Here is a 20086-nt window from a genome sequence, read left to right on the forward strand (position 1 = left end):
AATATTGCAATCAAGCCCATGAAAATGGGCTTTTTTTATTTTAATCCATAAGCATTTTTTAAATTGTTTAAATTCGCACTCGCATTCAAAAGCAAACAATCAGCCAAAACTAAACGTACCATAGCACTAGCTACAACACTTCCTCTAACACCTACACAAGGATCATGCCTACCTTTGAGTTCAAATTTCAAATTATTGCCAAATTTATCTATACTTTCTTGCTTGGCAAAAATAGAAGGAGTAGGTTTAAAATAAGTTTTTAAAATAAGATTTTCTCCATTTGAAATTCCTCCTAAAATTCCTCCGCTATGATTGCTTAAAAACTTGCCATCTTTTAAAGCATCATTATTACACGATCCGCGCATTTTGCTTGCATTAATACCTTCGCCTATTTCAACTGCTTTAACAGCATTAATTCCCATTAAAGCATGAGCTAATTTAGAGTCTAACTTATCATAAAGAACTTCTCCAAGTCCTATAAGCATACCACTAACTTTTGTAAAAACAGCAGCGCCTACGCTATCTTTTGAATTTCTAGCATTTAAAATTTCATTTTTAAAGTCACTTTCTAGTTTTGGATCAAGGCAAAAAATTTCACTTTTCTTAGCAAATTCAAAATCAAATTCTTCTTCTTTCAAATTTGATACAAAAGTTCCTACTCCAAAAACACCACTTTGAACACAAATATCAAATTCACGCAAAAGCATCGCTGCAACTGCACCACCAGCCACTCTAGCAACACTTTCCCTAGCGCTTGATCTACCCCCACCCCTATGATCTCTTATGCCATATTTATAAAAATAAGTAAAATCCGCATGAGCAGGACGAAATAGATCTTTTAAATTATCATAATCTTTAGAATGAGCATTTTCATTAAAAACTACTATAGCTATGGGATGACCCGTTGTATATCCTTCAAAAACCCCGCTTAAAACCTGAGCTTTATCGCTTTCTTTTCTTGGTGTTGCAAATTTACTTCCGCCTTTGCGTTTATCAAGCTCATTTTGCAAAAATTCTTCATCAAATTTAACCCCAGCAGGCATTCCATCAATAATACATCCAACAGCCACACCATGAGACTCACCAAAACTTGTAAATTTCAATCTCGTACCAAAGGTATTCACTATAAAGCTCCTAATTTCTCAAGTGCAATTTTTGCTGCCATTTGCTGTGCTTCTTTTTTGCTTCCTGCAATAGCTCTTGCAAGTTCTTTACCATCAAGCATTAAAGCAATTTCAAATTGCTTTAAATGATCAGGGCCAAAAGCACGCACTGTTTCATACTGCGGAGTTTGTCCTATTTTTCCCTGTGTAATCTCTTGTAATTTTGTTTTATAATCTTTTATAAGAATTTTTGCATCAATTTGAGGGAAATTTTTTTCTATAAGCCTTAAAGCAATAGTTTTTGCAAACTCGAACCCAGCTTCTAAATGTATAGCACCTATAATGGCTTCTAACGCATCTGAAAGTATAGAAGGCTTTTCTTTTCCTCCATTGTTTTCCTCAGCAACACTCATAAGAATAAAATCGCCCAAATTTAAACTATTTGCAATTTTTGCAAAAGACTTTTCATTTACTAAAGCTGCTCTAAGCTTAGATAAATCTCCTTCGGCATCTTTGGCGAATTTATGAAAAAGGTATTCACCTACAACTAAATCAAGCACGGCATCACCTAAAAATTCCAAGCGTTCGTTGTTGTAAGATTTTTTAAAACTTTTATGGGTTAAAGCATGTATAAGAAGATTTTTATCTTTAAATTCATAAGTTAAACTCTGCTCTAGCTTTTCAATGTTTTTCATCATTTTCCCTTGCAATTTTCAAAGCAGCTTCACGCGCCAATGTATCACACCTTTCATTTTCCAAATGTCCATTATGTGCTTTTACCCAAAAAGCCTTAATCTTATGAGATTTTGCCACTTTAATATATTCCTTCCATAAATCTATATTTTTTTTACCTTTAAAATCCTTTTTTATCCATCCTTCTAGCCATTCATTAATACTTTGAACCATTAGGTTAGAATCTGTAAAAAGCGAAATTTCACAAGGCTCTTTTAAAGCCTTCAAAGATTCAATAATTGCCATTAGCTCCATTCTATTGTTAGTGGTATTAGCCTCAGCTCCAAAACCTTCCTTTTGATACTCCTTATAACGCAAAATATAAGCCCATCCGCCAAAACCTGGATTATTAAGACATGAGCCATCTGTATAAATTTCAATGTGTTTCATTGTTTTTCACTTCATAAATAATTTTACAAGTATTAAACTCATAACAAACAGGACAGTGATAAAAAAACAAAGGCATTACATTTTTACACTCAGAACAACGATATGAAAATTCTAACCCCGCATTAAAAGAATTATCTTTTAAAATTTTTAACATTTTAAAGTTAGAATTTTTAAAAACAAACTGGTGCGTATCATCATGCTTTGAAATTTTACCCAAAGCATAAAAGAATTCTAAAAAATCTTGATTTTCTAAATTAAACGCTTCATTTTCTCTATAAAGCAAATCACAAATATCAAAAAAATTTTGCCCTAAAAACATATGATATTTTTCAAAAACTAAACGCCCCAACATAGGATTATCTTCTATTTTAAATTCTAAAAGTTTTTTCTTTTTTTCTTCATCAGTAATATTAAAAGTACAAAGTTCTAAAGCTTTGATAAAATCACGCTCTTTTTGTACATCTTCATTAAGCTCAAAAAGACATTCTAAAAGTTCTAAATTTTCTTTATAAGAACGAAGTTTTAAATAAACAATTTTTAAAAGTTTTAAGGCTTGTATATTTCTTGGACGCAGTTTTAAAGCTTGTAATAAAACTTCTTTTGCACGCTCTAAAAATCCTGCTTTAAAATAAACTTTTGCTAAAGAAAGGAAAATAAATTCTCTTTCTTGTTTATCTTTACATTTTTCAAGAGCAATCAAATAAATTTGAGTTGCTTTTTCAAATTCCCCGCTTTTAGTAAAAATTTCAGCCAAAAAACTTAAATTTCCAAAACTCAAGCTACTATTTCTTAATAACTCTTTATGAGCGTTATCCATTTCAAATTTTTTTATAAATTTTTCAAGCTTTTGTTCTTCATCTTTGTTAGCAAATATTTTCCAAATATAATTTGCAACAGCTACAACAAATACTAAAATGGTTAAAATTATAAGCCCTACTAAAGGGTCTCTGTATTCTACAAAGAAAAAATCCATAGTCTCGCTCTAAAAATTTTATGCCAAATTATAGCCAAATCTTTGTATAATTTTAACAAGGTTTGTAAAATGATAACTAAAGAAAGTATAGAAAATTTATCCCAAAGACTTAATATTGTTGATATTATAGAAAATTATATTGAAGTAAAAAAACAAGGCTCTAGTTTTGTATGTATCTGTCCTTTTCATGCAGATAAAAACCCGTCTATGCATATCAATCCTATCAAAGGTTTTTATCATTGTTTTGCCTGCAAGGCTGGTGGAGATGCTTTTAAATTTGTAATGGATTATAAAAAATTAAGTTTTGCTGATGCAGTTGAAAAAGTTGCAAGCCTTAGTAATTTTACTTTGAGTTATACAAAAGAAAAACAAGAAAATAAAAAAGAGCTAAAGTCTATACTACCAAGCTTAAATGCGTATTTTAAAGATAATCTCAAACACCACAAAGAAGTTTTAACCTATCTTTACCAGAGAGCTTTAAATGACAAAGATATAGCCAAATTCGAATTAGGTTTTGCAGGAGCAAGTGAAGATAGTATAAGATTATTGCAAAATCAAAAAATTCCTTTAGAAGATGCTATGAGTGTTGGAGCTTTAAAAAAAGATGAAAATAATGAATTTTACGCAAGTTTTATATGGCGTATCACCTTTCCAATCTACGATCATAAAGACTTATTGGTAGGGTTTGGAGGGCGCACTTTAAATCCCAATGTACCGGCAAAGTATGTAAATTCACCCCAAAATATACTTTTTGATAAAAGTAGAATTTTTTATGCTTTTAACATCGCTAAAGAAAATATAGCCAAAAAAAAAGAAATAATAGTATGTGAAGGCTACATGGATGCAATAGCTTTTCACAAAGCAGGGTTTAACAATGCTGTAGCAGTTCTTGGAACAGCATTAACCGAACATCATCTACCCTTAATCCGCCGTTATGATGCAAAAGTGATTTTATGTTTTGACAATGATGAAGCAGGATTAAAAGCTGCGACACGATCTGCATTTTTATTAAGCACAAACAAAATAGACGGTAAAGTGGCAATTTTGCAAGGCGGAAAAGATCCTGCTGAGCTCGTAGCAAAAAATGAAAGCACAAAACTCCATAATATACTCGATGAAGGAATAGAGCTTGGTGAATTTTATATCAGACGCTTAATATCCACTCATTCCATAATTTCTGCTCTTGATAAACAAAAAGCTTTAGAAACTATACAAAAATTCACCTTTAATCTTGAACCTTTAGTGGCAAATTCTTACACTAGTCTAGTTTCAAATTTATTAAAAGTGGATGAAAAATTTATTGTCTTATCACAAAATTCAAAAAAAACCATACAAACCCCTTTAATTTCTCAAAATAAATACAATTTTCCTAAAGAAAAAATTCACATTGCAGAATTAGAACTTATAGCTTTTTTAAAACAGCATCCAGATATATGTAACGATTTTAAGCAAATTAGTGATAGTGTTTGTTTTAAACATAAGATTTTATTGGATAAAATTTTAGAAAAAAAAGGTTATGAAGATAGTGATATTAGAGAATTTGAAAGTAAAAATATTCGAAAAAATTTAAACTATAGCGAATTCTTGTTAGGTATTTGCAAGGTTAATTTAGCTTTTTTAAACAATGTAAAAATTAAAAATTCTACACTCGCATTAAAAAAACAACTTTTTACGCTTATTGATAAAAATTTAAATCTTTTAATTAAAAATTTAAATACCGCAGAATTAAATAATTTTTTAAAAGAATATTTAAGCTTCTTAAAATATGAAAAAAACGAAGAAATTCTGCAACAATCATTTAGAAACTTAAATGGAATTTTTGGTAACAAAAACTTTACAGCTTATGATTTAGGATTTAGCATACAAAATAATGACGAACCTTTTTAATTTATTTAAATTTCAAGCCTTAATTTACCTTTTTTTAAACACAATCACGCTAAAGTATATAAAAATTTTTAAGGATAAATTATGATGCCTTTTAGTGATGAAGAGCTTATAAATCCTGTTAAAGCAAGTTTAGAAAAGAGCTTGCCTATGCTTGAACGTGATGGCGGAGGGCTTGAATTTTTAGGAATTAAAAATGGGATCGTTTATGTCCATTTAATAGGAGCTTGTAAAGGCTGTGCATCGAGTGGAACAACGCTAAAATACGGTCTTGAAAGGCAACTTAAGATTGATATTCATCCGGAAATCACTATAATCAATTTAAACGGCGGAGCAGACGAATTTGCAAAATTATAAAAAACTTGGAATTGAACATTTTTACAAGAAAGATTTTAAAACTGCAAAAATGTATTTTTCTATGGCTTATGAAAAACGCAAAAATAAACGCTTGCTAAATTTTATCTGCCTTTGTGATCTTGCTTTAAAATCTCCTAAAGAAGCTTCTTTACTTTTTGATTTTTATATAGAACATTACAAAATCTCTAGCATTGATAAAGACTTAGAAGAAATTTTAAGTACAATTGAATTTAAAAAACAAGAAAACAAACAGGAAAACGAATTTGAAGATGGGCATGCGTTAAATTATCAAGATTTTTTAAAAAGCGAAGAAGAACTTGGCTTTCAAAAAAGTTTTGAAAATATCATTAACAGCACTAAATTAGTTATTGATAATCGTGATGATTTTTTAGATTTTTTGGAAAAATTACTTGATAATGGCTATAAAGATATGACTTTAAATTACATAGAAAATGTTATGCCTCATTTTTGGGCAAATGATAGATTTATCAAACTCCAAGAAAAACTCATGGGATTTAAAAGTGAAATTAAAACTTGAAAATTCATTCATTACAGATAACACCTTAGAGTGTGAAAAAGAATGCTTTTTTTTGCAAACCACACAAAATGCTAAATTTCACGCTCAAGCCTTAGAAAAAGGTGCAAAAATCATTGATGTAAATGAGTGTAAAAAACTTTTAAAAATCGATGAAAAGATTCAAATCATAGGAATCACAGGAACCAATGGCAAAACCACAACCGCAGCAGCGATTTATTCTATCTTATTGGATTTAGGTTATAAGTGTGGGCTTTGTGGGACAAGAGGAGCTTTTATCAACGATGAACAAATCGATGAAAAATCCTTAACCACCTCCCCTATTCTTAAAACCTTAGAATACCTACAAATAGCCACTCAAAAAAAATGTGATTTTTTCATCATGGAAGTAAGCTCACACGCACTCGTTCAAAACCGCATCGAAGGCTTAAATTTTGCTGCTAAAATTTTTACCAATATCACTCAAGATCATTTAGATTTTCACGGTACTTTTGAAAATTATAAAGAAGCAAAAGAACTTTTTTTTACCGATGAGAGTTTAAAATTTATCAACAAAGATGCTTTGGCTATTAAATTTAATGTGCGTAATGCTTTTACTTATGGCATAGAAAATCCTGCTTTATATCAAATCAAAGCTTATTCTTTAGAAGAAGGCATTAGTACTATTGTAACAAATAAAAATCAAACTTTTCACATAGACTCGCCCTTGCTAGGACTTTTTAATCTTTACAATCTTCTAGTTGCTAGTGCTTGTGTGAATGAACTCGTAAAGCCTGATTTAAAAGACTTGGAAAAAGCTATCAGTGGATTTGGCGGGGTTTGTGGCAGGGTAGAACAAGTAGCAAAAGGTGTGATTGTAGATTTTGCTCATACGCCTGATGGCATTGAAAAAGTGCTTGACACTCTTAAAAATAAAAAACTCATCGTTGTTTTTGGAGCAGGTGGAGATAGAGATAAAACCAAACGCCCTTTAATGGGAAAAATCGTCGAACATTTTGCAAAAATTGCTATCATTACAAGTGACAATCCACGCAGCGAAGAACCAAAAACCATCATGGAAGAAATTTTATCAGGCTTTACTAAAAAAGAAAAAGTTTTAATGATAGAAGATAGAAAAGAAGCTATAAAAAAAGCTTTAGAACTAAAAGAAAATGACGATTTAGTCGTTATTTTAGGCAAAGGTGATGAAACTACTCAAGAAATTAAAGGGATAAAATATCCTTTTAGTGATAAAGTAGTTGTTAATGAAATTTTAAAAAATCAAGGATAATCAATGTTTGAAAATATGGATTTTTCTAAAATGGGAGAACTTTTAAATCAAGTTCAAGAAAAAGCAAAAAATATAGAACTAGAACTTGCAAATCGTGAATTTAGTGCCAAAAGCGGAGCAGGACTTGTTAAAGTAAGTGCCAATGGAAAGGGTGAAATTATCGATGTTAGCATTGATGATTCTTTACTTGAAGATAAAGAATCCTTGCAAATTTTACTTATTTCTGCAATTAATGATGTTTTGGCTATGGTTGCACAAAATCGTTCAAGTATGGCGAATGATGTTTTAGGCGGTTTTGGAGGTATGAAATTATGAAAAAAATTTTAATTATTTGCATGCTTTTTACTTTGTCTTTTGGTATAGAAAGACCTAAATTTGAAGATTTTTTAGCAGGTTATGAAAGAAATAAGGCAAGCATGCTCAACTATGAAGGAATGCCAGCTTTTGCACTCAGTGAAAATTTACTTGCTGTGTTAAAACAGCCTAATGCTAAGCTTAACAAATATGTAAAATACGATCCATTTTTAAATTTATATCTTGTAAGAACTGACTTTAGCCTAATCCCTACTCCTATGGGTGATGAAGAAAAACTTACTCGTAATGATTGGGTTGGAATTTGGGATCCTAATAAACCTTATATAGGGCATATTAAGTATTTAGCTCAAAATATTGATGAAAAAGATCAACTTGATTTTAATTCTAAAATAGGACTTTTAGGGACTCCATGCTGTGAAATGATGGGGATTGCTTTAAATAATAGCTCTTTTATAGGCAATCGCTATTTAAAACATTTTATGAAATATAACGATGTTTATTGGGGGGATATTGGCGTTGATTTTGTTGTTCGAGAAAATAAAATTTATGTTAACAATGTAAGAAAAAATCCACAATTTTTAATCAATGATCAAGTTATAAGTGTTGATGGCTTACCCGCCAATGATTTAAGAAAACTCAATGAAAAAATTCTTTTTGCAGATCGCGGAAGCACTCTTTATTTTCAAGTGTTGCGTGATAATATGGATTTAAATATTTCTACTGAAGTTTTTGCAAAAGATTTGAGCAAATTTAACCTTCCTGATTCTAAACCAAAACCAAAAATTACAAATTTCACAAGCAATTTTGGTTTAACGGTTAATGCTAGTCTTGTTGTAACTAAAATAGATCCAAAATCAAAAGCATCAAATGCAGGATTTATGGTAGGAGATAAAATTTTACGCGTTAATAATATTATTTTAAATAATTTTAAAGAATTACAAAATATTTTAAGTGCTGGTAATGACTTTAGCATCTTAATTGAACGCAAAAGTACTAAATTACCTTTATCAAATTTCAACAATGAACTAGGCGGAAATGCCAACTCAGGTGGCGATGGTAAATTTCAATTTTTCATAAGGCTTACTAAGTGAATTTAAAAGAACTTTTTATCCATCACTTAGAAAAAAATCTACCCAAAGTTGAAAGCTTTCATCCTTTTTTCAATGAAGCTTTAGCACTTATGTTAAAAGCAGGAGGAAAGCATTTTCGCGCACAATTGCTTTTAAGCGTAGTGCAAAGCAATAAACCTGAACTTTTAAATCAAGCTTTAGATGTAGCTTTAGCTTTGGAATTTATCCATACTTATTCACTCATACACGATGATTTACCCGCTATGGATAATGCGGACTTTAGACGAGGAATTCCAACCTTACACAAAAGCTACGATGAAACTACAGCCATCTTAGTAGGTGATGCTTTAAATACCGAAGCTTTTTTAGTTCTAAGTCATGCTCATTTAAAAGATGAAATCAAAATCAAACTCATCAAAACCCTTGCCTTTAATGCAGGACTTAATGGAATGGTCATAGGACAAGCTATTGATTGTTTTTTTGAAGACAAAAGACTGAGTTTAAATGAACTTGAGTTTTTGCATACACATAAAACCGCAAGATTGATCGCCGCAGCTTTAAAAATGGGTTGTGAAATTTGCGAACTTAACAACGAAGAAAGCAATCAAATTTACAAACTTGGTTTAAAACTAGGACTGATTTTTCAAATCAATGATGATATTATCGATGTAACTACAAGTCAAGAACAAAGCGGAAAGCCTACCAACAACGATATTCATAAAAATTCTTTTGTCAATTTGCTTGGACTTGAACAAGCCATAAAAACAAAAGAAAATCTTCTTAGTGAATGCGAACAAGACTTAGAAAAACTTAATGAAAAACTCGCACAAATGATACAAAATTTAATAATTCAATACTTATAAAGGCAAAATAATGAACATTCAAATTTTACAAGAACAGGCAAATACTCTAAGATTTTTAAGTGCTGATATGGTGCAAAAAGCAAACTCAGGACACCCAGGTGCACCTTTGGGCTTAGCAGATATTTTAAGTGTTTTAAGTTATCATTTAAAACACAATCCCAAAAATCCAACTTGGCTAAACCGAGATAGACTTGTATTTTCAGGCGGACATGCAAGTGCTTTGCTTTATAGTTTTTTACATTTAAGCGGCTATGACTTAAACTTAGAAGATCTTAAAAATTTCCGCCAACTTCATTCTAAAACCCCTGGACACCCTGAAATTTCAACTCTTGGAGTAGAAATCGCTACAGGCCCTTTAGGACAAGGCGTTGCCAATGCTGTAGGCTTTGCTATGGCAGCAAAAAAAGCACAAAATTTGCTAGGCAGTGATTTAATCGATCATAAAATTTATTGTCTTTGCGGAGATGGGGATTTACAAGAAGGCATTTCTTATGAAGCTTGTTCTTTAGCAGGACTTCACAAACTTGATAACTTCATACTTATTTATGATAGCAACAATATCTCTATAGAAGGCGATGTAGGTTTAGCCTTTAACGAAAATGTAAAAATGCGTTTTGAAGCACAAGGATTTGAAGTTTTAAGTATAAATGGACACGATTATGAAGAAATCAATAAAGCCTTAGAACAAGCTAAAAAATCCACAAAACCTTGTCTTATCATCGCAAAAACAACTATAGCAAAGGGTGCAGGAGAGCTTGAAGGCAGTCATAAAAGCCATGGCGCACCTTTGGGTGAAGAAGTGATTAAAAAAGCCAAAGAACAAGCAGGCTTTGATCCAAATATCAGTTTTCATATCCCACAAGCAAGCAAAATCCGCTTTGAAAGTGCTGTAGAACTTGGGGATTTAGAAGAAGCAAAATGGAAAGATAAGCTTGAAAAAAGTGCTAAAAAAGAACTTTTAGAAAGGCTATTAAATCCTGATTTTAACAAGATAGCTTATCCTGATTTTAAAGGAAAAGATCTTGCTACAAGAGATAGTAATGGTGAAATTTTAAATGTTTTAGCTAAAAATTTAGAAGGATTTTTAGGTGGAAGTGCAGACTTAGGCCCTTCGAATAAAACAGAACTTCACAGTATGGGAGACTTTGTAGAAGGTAAAAATATCCATTTTGGTATCAGAGAACACGCTATGGCAGCGATTAACAATGCTTTTGCAAGATATGGAATTTTCTTACCATTTTCGGCAACTTTTTTCATCTTTAGCGAGTACTTAAAACCTGCCGCAAGAATAGCAGCTCTAATGAAAATCAAACATTTTTTCATTTTCACACACGATAGCATAGGCGTGGGCGAAGATGGACCAACACACCAACCTATAGAACAACTTAGCACTTTTAGAGCTATGCCAAATTTTTTAACCTTTAGACCTGCTGATGGGGTGGAAAATGTCAAAGCTTGGCAAATAGCCCTAAATGCTGATATTCCGAGTGCTTTTGTGCTTTCACGCCAAAAACTCAAAGCTCTAAATGAACCTGTTTTTGGAGATGTAAAAAACGGAGCGTATTTACTCAAAGAAAGCAAAGAGGCTAAATTTACACTTCTAGCAAGTGGAAGTGAAGTTTGGCTTTGTCTAGAAAGTGCAAACGAACTTGAAAAACAAGGTTTTGCTTGTAATGTTGTTTCCATGCCTTGTTTTGAACTTTTTGAAAAACAAGATAAAGCTTATCAAGAAAGATTGTTAAAAGGTGAAGTTATAGGTGTTGAAGCAGCACATTCTAATGAACTTTATAAATTTTGCCATAAAGTATATGGCATAGAAAGTTTTGGAGAAAGTGGTAAAGACAAAGATGTGTTTGAACGCTTTGGATTTAGCGTTTCAAAGCTTGTAAATTTTATCCTTAGCAAATAAAATGAATACAAATTTCAAATTTCAAAATAATACTCTTTTTATCTTTGGAATTTGGGATAAAACAAGTATTTATAAGTTAAAAATAAAAGATTTTTTAGCTTTGATCCAAAGCAAGGAAGTGATTTTTGATTTTAAAGATCTAAAAGCAATCGATACCGCTGGAGTGAGATTTTTCCTTGCTTTGGAAAATGACCTTAAAAATAAAAATATTAAAATCACCAAAGAAGGCTTAAATTCACGCTTTCAAACCCTTTTTGAACTTTGTGAAAAAAACTACCAAAGACTAGGCAAAACAAAAAAATCACATAAAAATTTCAGTGAATACTTTATCGATCTTGGAAAATTAAGTTTAGAACTTTTAAAAATTTTAAGAAAATTCATCAATTTCACAGGAGCTTTTTTCACAAGTCTTTTTTTATGCCTCAAAAATCCTAAAAATTTTCGCTTTATTGCTTTTTTATATCATATAGAAAATTCTGCTTTTAAAGCCTTGCCTATAGTTATTTTAACCGCTCTTTTAGTAGGAGTGGTTTTAGCCTATCAGGCTGCTTATCAACTCGCACAATTTGGAGCCAATATTTTCATAGTGGATTTGATGGGAATTTCAGCCACTAGAGAACTTGCACCTTTAATCGCTGCCATAGTGATCGCAGGAAGAAGTGCAAGCTCTTATACCGCACAAATTGGGGTGATGAAAATTACTGATGAAATTGCAGCTATGAATACTATGGGTTTTCGTTCTTTTGAATTTATTATTATTCCACGTGTCATGGCTTTGGTAGTAGCTATGCCTTTAATCGTTGCCATTAGCGATGCAATCAGTATTATAGGTGGAATGATGGTTGCAAAATTAAATCTTGATATTTCTTTTGCCGAATTTTTAAGACGCTTTAGAGAAGTTGTAGATATAAAACATATCTTTATAGGACTTGCAAAAGCACCTATTTTTGGATTTTTGATAGGACTTATTGCTTGTTTTCGTGGTTTTGAGGTAAAAAACACTACACAAAGTATAGGAATTTATACAACAAAAAGCGTTGTAAATGCTATTTTTTGGGTAATAGCCTTTGATGCTTTATTCTCCGTTATTTTAACTTCTACAGGAATTTAAATGGTTATTAAAGCGCAAAATATCATTACAAAATTTGGAGAAAAAATCGTCCATGATGGCGTAAGTTTTGAAATCAAAAAAAACGAAATTTTTGGTATTTTAGGAGGTAGTGGAAGTGGAAAATCTGTCCTTTTAAAACAAATGCTTATGCTTGAACATTTTGATGGTGGAGAATATGAAATTTTAGGCTATAAGCTTAAAAATATCAACGAGGAAGATGCGCTTGCTTTGCGTAAAAAATGGGGTGTGGTTTTTCAATTTGCTGCACTTTTTAGCTTTTTTAATATTTATGAAAATATCGCTATTCCTTTAAAAGAATACACTCATTTAGATGAAAATAGCATACAAGAACTGGTTTTAATGAAACTAAAAATGGTAGGTTTAAACGAAAGTGTTTTAAAACAATTTCCAAGTAAACTTAGTGGCGGCATGCAAAAAAGAGTGGCAATTGCTAGAGCTTTAGCACTTGATAGTAAATTGCTTTTTTTAGATGAACCTACTTCAGGACTTGACCCTCATAGTAGCCGTGAATTTGACGATTTGGTTTTAGAGTTAAAAAAAAGTTTTGATTTAAATATCATTTTGGTTACACATGATAAAGAAAGTATGAAAAATTTACTCGATCGTTTTATCATTTTAGAAAATAAAAAAGTTGGATTTTGCGGTACTTATGAAGAATTACGCCTGCAAAATGAACGACTTTTTAAAAGATTTATGGAGTAAAAGTGGAAAATAGAGCAAATTATTTTTTTGTAGGACTTTTTGTTTTTGGAGTATTTTTTGCAAGCCTTGGTTTCATACTTTGGCTTGGTGGATACTCTAAAGAAGAAAGTTTTAAGTATTATGAAATTCACACACAAGAATCCGTTGCAGGACTTGGCATAAAAGCACCCGTAAGGCTTTTGGGCGTGGAAGTAGGTAGCGTAGAAGAAATCAGCATTTACAATCAAGATGAACTCGGCGTTAACATACGCATCAAGGTCAAAAACAATACCCCTATAAAAGAAGATACTTTTGCTACTTTGCAACTTCAAGGTATCACAGGACTTAAATTTGTCCAACTTCAAGGCGGAAGTAAAAATAGTAAAGATCTAGTATCTATACAGGGAAAACTTCCAGTCATTCCTTTTAAAGAAAGTTTTTTAGCAACCATAGATAGACAAAGTGAACATATTTTTTCTTTAGTTAAAACGGCCGATGATAAATCAAAAGAGCTTTTAAGCGAAAAAAATCTTAAAAATCTAGAAATCCTTTTGCAAAATCTAGCAGAATTAAGCGCAAATTTAAACGCTAATTCTAAAAATTTAAGCCTTAATCTTTCAAACACAAGTTTAAAAATAGGAAAAATGGCTGATAATATAAGCCTTAGTGCGCAAAATTTCAACTCCAGTCTTAAAAACATAAAAGAAAGTACGATGATTTTAAAAAATTTCATAAAAAAAGCTGATGAAAAATTAAACACTTATGATGATATTAAAGCATCTTTGATGCAAAATTTAGAACTTTTTAAACGAGTTTTAATTGAAAGCAATATTCTAATAGAAAATTTACAAAACAGCCCTGCTGATTTGATTTTTAAAGAAACTAAACCTAAACTTGGACCAGGAGAAAAATAATGCTAAAGCAATTATTCTGTATTTTGACTTTTATTTTTATGTTATGCGGATGCTCTTTAAGACACGAAACCATCAATAAAAATGAAAATATCATATTAAAAGACGAAGGAATAGACTCAAATATTTTTTTTAAAAAAACCGGTAAAATTCTTAAAATTCGCAATACAAATGCACCTTTGTATTTAAACTCGCGAGCTATTGTTTATATAGATAATGGTTTTAGCAACAAATACGCACATTATTTCTGGGGAGATTTGCCAAGCAATCTTTATTCTTTTTTAATTTTATCAAAATTTGAACAAAGCAATATTTTTACAAGCTTGCTTTCTTCAACAAGCTCTTTAAGTGCGGATTATGCTCTTGAAAGCAGGATTAACTCTTTTGAGCAAATTCTTAATAACAATGAAAACTACGCTCAAATTTCTGTAAGTGTAAATTTCATAAATCTTGAAAACAATCAAATAATAGCTCATAAAATTTTCAATACTAAAGAAAAAATAGAAAAAAAAGATATCCGCTCTACCTATAATGCTTTTCAAAAAGCCTTGAATAAAATTGGCAATGAGATTGTTTTTTGGGTAAATTCTAACTTATCCTAATTTAGGAACACTTTTTGCTTTTTAAATATTTAGCAATATTTTTGAAAGGTAAACAATGAAAAGTGATTTAGATATATTTAAAAAACACTTAGGTGAAATTCAGGGCGTGAATGAATTTAAAGCAAATCAAATTTGCTCTCAAATCAATGATGCAAATGATTTTATAGGAGCACTTCAAGTGCTTGATATGTCTTTAAAAAAAATAGAAAAAAGCATTCTAGAAAGAATAGATGAAAATTCAGATGATATGCAAAAAAGAACTCTTGATGCCACAGCGTCACAACTTATACAAAACTGCTCTTTCATGGGAACAGCTCTTTTTGGAAATATTTTCAATGTTTATGTTGGTAAAAAACTTTTTGAATTTGAAATTGCTAATCCACTTTTAATTCTTCAAACAAGTAATTACGAAGGTGTATTGGCCTATATACAAGATAAAAGAGATGAAATAAAAATCATTCTATCAGAATTATCAACTGCAATTACCATGGGCGAAACTATGGATAATGCTGGAATTTATAACTCTACAATGGATTTTAAAAATTTATTTAAATAAGAATAGTAATCGTTTGTTCTCTTTAAGCAAATATAATATATTTTAGCTTAAAGAGATTTTCCAAACTCTAAAAGAGAGTCAGGCTACGAATAAAAAGGGGGAGGGAAATAGCCTAACCCAAACGAGATCTTAAAAGATCTCTTTAAACTAAAATAAATATTTAGATAATTTAACAATTTTTATTAAATTATCTAAACCATATTTATGTTTTAGTTTAATACGATGTGACATTTTATTCTAAAAACACTTAATCTGCTATAAAAATATCATTTAGTAACTTAAATTATTAAAGAATATTACTACAATATTATTTAAAAAATTTTAAATTTTTAGAATTTTAAGAAAAAAATATTATTTTTATAATTTAATATCATATCATAGAAAGAATTTCAGCACGCCCATTAATCACGGCAACACAATGTTCATAATGAGCCGCATTAAGCCCATCAATACTTCCAGCATCCCATTTTCCATTATAATGCTTTGGTGTTCCATCTTTTTGGCATATCATAGGCTCTATGCAAAACACCATTCCATTTTTAATTTTAGGGCCACTTTTTGCACTCGCACCTTTTTCTAAATAGTTTAAAATTTCAGGCTCTCCATGGGGCTTTCGTCCTATACCATGCCCGCAATATCCACGAAGCGGGACAAAACCTCTTGCATGGATAAATTCGCCTAAAGCAGCTGAAAGTTCCTTAAAACGCATTCCATCACGAATAATATCTATAGCATGATATAACGCGTCTTTAGCACAAGAGATTAAAGCTTTATCAGCGGGTGAAACTTCTCCTATAGCAATAGTTCTTGCTGCATCCCCATAATACCCATCAATCAAACTTCCCACATCAAGACCTAAAATATCACCCTCTTTGATAATTTTATCATCTGGAATTCCATGGATACAAACTTGATTTAAAGATGTGCAAATGGCACCTGGAAAACCATAAAGTCCCTTAAATGATGGCTTGGCGCCAAGGCTTAAAATATAATCTTCTGCCATTTTATCGATTTGTTTTAAGCTCATTCCTATTTTAATTTCATTCTCTAAAAAATTTAAAGTTTTTGCTACAATTTGATTTGCTATTCTTAATTTTTCTATTTCATCTGGTTTTTTCAATTCTATCATTTTATTTCCTTATAAATTTAGCCAAATTTTAGCAGTATTTTTTAAAGATTCAACATCGCTTGAAGCATAAAAATGTAATTTTGCTTTATGATTTTTCAAATCTATATTTTCTCTTTCTTTAAGAAATTCAACTATAGCATCTCCTGAATGAATTAATTTTGTTTTATCACCAAAATACTTACTTAAAGAACGACCTAGTAAAGGGAAATGAGTGCAAGCGAGTATCAAAGCATCTGGAGTTGTGATATTTTTAAAATAATACTCCATAGCACTTTGCAAAAAATCTCCTTCAAAAATACCTTCTTCAACCATAGGCACAAAAAGCCCTGTAGCTAAAGCATTTATATTTGTATATCCTTGGGATAATAAACGCTTTTGGTATTCTTCTGATTTAATGGTTGCTTTTGTTGCAATGACTAAAATTTCTTTATTTTTATCATGCAAAGCTTTTATCGTTGCTTCAACCCCTGCATCAATTACACCATATACTGGAAAATGTGCTTTTGTCCTTAAAGCATCTAAAGTATAAGCACTAGCAGTATTACATGCAATGATAAGCATATCAATTTGAAATTGTTCAAAAAATTCCAATGCTTCAAGACAGAACTTTATAATAGTATCTTTATCTTTTACTCCATAAGGAACTCTTGCGGTATCTCCATAATAGATAATTTCATCAAAAAGTCTAGCTTCATAAAGAGATTTTAAAACGCTAAGCCCCCCTACTCCGCTATCAAATACACCTATTTTCACTTTAATACCTTCTTGCTCCTATATAACGAGCCTTCCAATAAGAACTATTTAGCTCGACTTCTTTTACTCCACCTTTAGTAGATAAATGTATAAATTTTCCCTTGCTCATATAAATACCAACATGCATACCATTTGGCCCTCTACCTGTCTTAAAAAATACCAAATCTCCTGTTTGCAATTTTGATTTAGAAACTTTTCTTCCAGAACCTAATTGAGTTTTTGTAGTGCGAGGTATGCGTATATTAAGCTGAGCTAATGCGCTCTGTGTAAATCCTGAACAATCAGCACCTTTTTTACTAGTTCCACCTAAAACATAAGGGGTTTTTTTCCATTCATTTGCAATAACCTTGAGCCTTGCTTCTTTATTTGTGTTGTAACTAGGACGATAGTTTAGATTCTGATAAAAACTACATCCACTTATAAAAAATATAATCGTAATAATAAAAAAAATATGCCTCATCAATCCCCTTAAGATCGAGTAGTAAAGAATTTAAGATAAATAAAACCCCAAATCCCAGAACAAAATGAGGCTATAAGAATAGCTAAGTTATCTGCATAATTAAAAATATCACTAACTTCATACGCCAATCCATCAATAAACAAACTCATTGTAAAACCAATTCCTGTAAGTATGCAAACCCCATAAAGTTGTTTCAAATTTGAACCTTGGGGCAAAGCTGCAAATTTAAAGCGGATTGCCAAATAAGAAAATAAAAATACACCCACTTGTTTACCCACAAAAAGCCCTAAGAAAATACCTATACTTACACCTGAAAAAATTGCTCCTATATCGATATTGGATAAATTTACTCCAGCGTTAGCAAAAGCAAATAAAGGTAAAATAATAAAAGCAATCCAAAATTTTAAGCTTTCATAAATTTCTTCTAAAAATGCTTCCCCATTTTTAGTTTGCATCGGTATAAAAAATGCTGTTACAATTCCAGCTAAAGTTGCATGTACTCCACTTTTTAAAACACTAATCCAAAGAATAACTGAGCAAATAAAATAAAAAGACTTTCTTGTTATCCCTAAAAGATTTAAAATAAGCATTACCAAAATAGCAAGTCCTGCAACGACAAAAGCAACTATTGATAATTTTGTCGTATAAAAAATAGCTATAATTAAAATAGCACCCACATCATCAAAAATAGCCAAAGAAAGTAAGAAAATTTTTAAACTTGATGGAATGTGCTTGCCACACATCATTAAAATCGCTAAGGCAAACGCTGTATCTGTGGCTGTAGGTATAGCCCAACCTTTTAAAGTATAAGCATCTCCTATATTTACCAAAGCAAACAACATCGCAGGTATAAGTATACCGCCTAAAGCAGCCATAAAAGGTAAAACAATATTTTTAGGATTTTTAAAATCCCCGTGCAAAAATTCCTTCTTAAGCTCAAGCCCTATAGCAAAGAAAAATATAGATATAAGCCCATCATTTATCCAAAGTAAAAAAGGCTTATTAAGCTCAAATTCACCTACACTAAATCCGACTTTTAAATTTAGAAATTCTCGATAATGTTCGCTAAAAGATCCATTTTGCACAAGCAAAGCAAGCAAAGTACAAACTATAAGTAAAACGCCGCCAAAAGCCTCATTTAAAACTAAAGTTTTTAATTTATGTACTATATTATTCATTTAACAATCTTAAGATAAATAAAACCAACAATGGCACTTAAAAAACTAGCTACTAAAATAGCAAGTTTATCCGCATATTCAAAAATATCACTATTTTTATAAGCCAAACCATCAATAAACAAGCTCATCGTAAAACCGATGCCTGTTAAAATACATATACCATAAAATTTTCCATATTTAATATTTTCAGGTAATTTTGCAAGTTTAAGTTTGATAGCAATAAAACAAAAAGTGAAAACACCTAATTGTTTTCCTAAAAATAGTCCTAAAATAATCCCAAGACTTACAGGAGAAAATACTGAACCAAGATGCATATCTCTAATATCAATTCCAGCATTGGCAAAAGCAAATAAAGGTAAAATAAAATAAACTACCCAAGGATTTAAATCCTTAAGAACTTCATGTAAATAAGGTTTTTTATTTTTTGTATCAAGAGGTATAAACAAAGAAATGATCACACCAGCCAAAGTTGCATGCACTCCACTTTTAAGCATAGCTATCCACAACACAACACCTACCAACACGTACAAAGAAAGATGGGTGATGTGATAATAATTTAACAAAAGCAGAGCAAATATACAAAACAAACAAATAATAATTGCTAAAGCTGAAAGCTGATCTGTATAAAACAAAGCAATAATAACAATAGCACCCAAATCATCAAAAATAGCTAAAGAGAGTAAAAAAAGTTTTAAACTTGTAGGAATTTTATTTCCCAAAAGCATTAAAATACCCACTGCAAAAGCTATATCAGTTGCTGTAGGTATTGCCCAACCTTTCATAGCAAAATCATGAGAATAATTAATAGCAATAAAAATTAAAGCCGGAGTAATCATACCCCCTAAAGCTCCAAATATAGGTAAAGATACAGCTCTTATATTTTTAAGTTGCCCACGTAAAATTTCATATTTTAACTCAAGCCCTATACATAGAAAAAATATAGCTATCAAACCATCATTTATCCATAAATCCAACGATTTTGAAATTTGAAAATGATCAAATCCTACTGTAAAATTAGCATGAAAAAAATCTGTATAAATAACACTTAAAGAAGAATTTTTACATAATAAAGCTAAAAATGTAAAAAATATAAGCAAAATACCAGGGAAAGTTTCACTTAAAACCATCTTCTTTATCATTTGCATCCTTGCTCCTAAGTAAATATTTGTAAAAATTTAATACGATAAATAAAATGGTAAAATTATAACGAAAAAATACTAAAGAAATAATTATTTAAAAAAACAAGCCCAAGATACCAAAAAGTTCTTAAGCTTGTTCTTAAG

22 protein-coding genes are annotated in these 20086 nt (G+C 30.8%); 13 read left to right on the forward strand and 9 right to left on the reverse strand.

All coding sequences use genetic code 11. From position 1 onward, the window contains the following. Positions 1-35: 35 nt before the first annotated feature. From aroC to FBF11_RS07905, 4 genes are read right to left on the reverse strand one after another with little or no spacing between them, the layout of a single operon-like run. Entirely contained in the window at positions 36-1124 is a 1089-nt protein-coding gene (gene aroC, locus FBF11_RS07890) for a chorismate synthase (RefSeq protein ID WP_002851463.1), read from the reverse strand. Continuing rightward, positions 1124-1798: a ribonuclease III gene (gene rnc, locus FBF11_RS07895; RefSeq protein WP_002851153.1), complete on the reverse strand. Its 675-nt coding sequence runs from the start codon at positions 1796-1798 to the stop codon at positions 1124-1126. The genes aroC and rnc overlap by 1 nt, the downstream gene beginning before the upstream one ends. Next, a complete protein-coding gene (gene rnhA, locus FBF11_RS07900; RefSeq protein ID WP_002851277.1) occupies positions 1785-2225 on the reverse strand; it encodes a ribonuclease HI in 441 nt (146 codons plus the stop codon). The genes rnc and rnhA overlap by 14 nt, the downstream gene beginning before the upstream one ends. Further along, positions 2212-3198 carry a CDC27 family protein gene (locus FBF11_RS07905; RefSeq protein ID WP_002851401.1) on the reverse strand — a complete coding sequence of 329 codons (987 nt, stop codon included), beginning with the start codon at positions 3196-3198 and terminating at the stop codon, positions 2212-2214. The genes rnhA and FBF11_RS07905 overlap by 14 nt, the downstream gene beginning before the upstream one ends. A 69-nt stretch (positions 3199-3267) precedes the next feature. On the opposite strand from FBF11_RS07905, the gene dnaG reads away from it, so the two are divergent. From dnaG to FBF11_RS07970, 13 genes are all read left to right on the forward strand, one after another. Continuing rightward, complete coding sequence (gene dnaG / locus FBF11_RS07910) at positions 3268-5085, forward strand: DNA primase (RefSeq protein ID WP_057096991.1); 1818 nt, start codon at positions 3268-3270, stop codon at positions 5083-5085. Between the two features lie 81 nt (positions 5086-5166). Beyond that, positions 5167-5439 carry a NifU family protein gene (locus FBF11_RS07915; protein WP_002858971.1) on the forward strand — a complete coding sequence of 91 codons (273 nt, stop codon included), beginning with the start codon at positions 5167-5169 and terminating at the stop codon, positions 5437-5439. Then, a complete protein-coding gene (locus tag FBF11_RS07920) occupies positions 5426-5977 on the forward strand; it encodes a hypothetical protein (protein ID WP_002851410.1) in 552 nt (183 codons plus the stop codon). The genes FBF11_RS07915 and FBF11_RS07920 overlap by 14 nt, the downstream gene beginning before the upstream one ends. Further along, on the forward strand, positions 5961-7244 hold the full coding sequence (locus FBF11_RS07925; RefSeq protein WP_002865460.1) for a UDP-N-acetylmuramoyl-L-alanyl-D-glutamate--2,6-diaminopimelate ligase: 1284 nt from the start codon (positions 5961-5963) through the stop codon (positions 7242-7244). Before FBF11_RS07920 ends, FBF11_RS07925 begins: the two co-directional genes overlap by 17 nt. A 3-nt stretch (positions 7245-7247) precedes the next feature. Next, a complete protein-coding gene (locus FBF11_RS07930) occupies positions 7248-7559 on the forward strand; it encodes a YbaB/EbfC family nucleoid-associated protein (protein WP_002851172.1) in 312 nt (103 codons plus the stop codon). Continuing rightward, on the forward strand, positions 7556-8650 hold the full coding sequence (locus FBF11_RS07935) for a PDZ domain-containing protein (protein ID WP_002868286.1): 1095 nt from the start codon (positions 7556-7558) through the stop codon (positions 8648-8650). The genes FBF11_RS07930 and FBF11_RS07935 overlap by 4 nt, the downstream gene beginning before the upstream one ends. Further along, on the forward strand, positions 8647-9492 hold the full coding sequence (locus FBF11_RS07940; protein WP_002851379.1) for a polyprenyl synthetase family protein: 846 nt from the start codon (positions 8647-8649) through the stop codon (positions 9490-9492). Before FBF11_RS07935 ends, FBF11_RS07940 begins: the two co-directional genes overlap by 4 nt. A gap of 10 nt (positions 9493-9502) precedes the next feature. Further along, entirely contained in the window at positions 9503-11401 is a 1899-nt protein-coding gene (gene tkt, locus FBF11_RS07945) for a transketolase (protein ID WP_057096987.1), read from the forward strand. A gap of 1 nt (position 11402) precedes the next feature. Next, the gene (locus tag FBF11_RS07950) at positions 11403-12512 is read left to right on the forward strand and encodes an MlaE family lipid ABC transporter permease subunit (RefSeq protein ID WP_057096985.1); all 1110 of its coding nucleotides are present in this window, start codon (positions 11403-11405) and stop codon (positions 12510-12512) included. Then, positions 12513-13235, forward strand: coding sequence for an ATP-binding cassette domain-containing protein (locus tag FBF11_RS07955; RefSeq protein WP_052795478.1), 723 nt, complete (start codon positions 12513-12515; stop codon positions 13233-13235). Between the two features lie 2 nt (positions 13236-13237). Continuing rightward, positions 13238-14128 carry an MlaD family protein gene (locus tag FBF11_RS07960; RefSeq protein ID WP_002928226.1) on the forward strand — a complete coding sequence of 297 codons (891 nt, stop codon included), beginning with the start codon at positions 13238-13240 and terminating at the stop codon, positions 14126-14128. Beyond that, a complete protein-coding gene (locus FBF11_RS07965; protein ID WP_057096983.1) occupies positions 14128-14727 on the forward strand; it encodes an ABC-type transport auxiliary lipoprotein family protein in 600 nt (199 codons plus the stop codon). Before FBF11_RS07960 ends, FBF11_RS07965 begins: the two co-directional genes overlap by 1 nt. 55 nt (positions 14728-14782) lie before the next feature. After that, positions 14783-15283, forward strand: coding sequence for a flagellar FLiS export co-chaperone (locus FBF11_RS07970; protein WP_002851413.1), 501 nt, complete (start codon positions 14783-14785; stop codon positions 15281-15283). Between the two features lie 370 nt (positions 15284-15653). Here FBF11_RS07970 and map read toward each other — a convergent pair whose 3' ends face one another. From map to nhaA (FBF11_RS07995), 5 genes are read right to left on the reverse strand one after another with little or no spacing between them, the layout of a single operon-like run. After that, the gene (gene map / locus FBF11_RS07975; protein ID WP_002858980.1) at positions 15654-16412 is read right to left on the reverse strand and encodes a type I methionyl aminopeptidase; all 759 of its coding nucleotides are present in this window, start codon (positions 16410-16412) and stop codon (positions 15654-15656) included. A gap of 9 nt (positions 16413-16421) precedes the next feature. Further along, complete coding sequence (gene murI / locus FBF11_RS07980) at positions 16422-17165, reverse strand: glutamate racemase (protein ID WP_002868283.1); 744 nt, start codon at positions 17163-17165, stop codon at positions 16422-16424. 1 nt (position 17166) lies between these two features. Beyond that, the gene (locus FBF11_RS07985) at positions 17167-17625 is read right to left on the reverse strand and encodes a C40 family peptidase (protein WP_002826385.1); all 459 of its coding nucleotides are present in this window, start codon (positions 17623-17625) and stop codon (positions 17167-17169) included. Between the two features lie 8 nt (positions 17626-17633). Next, on the reverse strand, positions 17634-18803 hold the full coding sequence (gene nhaA / locus FBF11_RS07990; protein ID WP_002868282.1) for a Na+/H+ antiporter NhaA: 1170 nt from the start codon (positions 18801-18803) through the stop codon (positions 17634-17636). Further along, on the reverse strand, positions 18800-19948 hold the full coding sequence (gene nhaA / locus FBF11_RS07995; RefSeq protein WP_002799206.1) for a Na+/H+ antiporter NhaA: 1149 nt from the start codon (positions 19946-19948) through the stop codon (positions 18800-18802). Before nhaA (FBF11_RS07995) ends, nhaA (FBF11_RS07990) begins: the two co-directional genes overlap by 4 nt. Positions 19949-20086: the final 138 nt, after the last annotated feature.

It is taken from the genome of Campylobacter sp. CFSAN093224, assembly GCF_012897395.1.
Lineage (GTDB): Bacteria > Campylobacterota > Campylobacteria > Campylobacterales > Campylobacteraceae > Campylobacter_D > Campylobacter_D jejuni.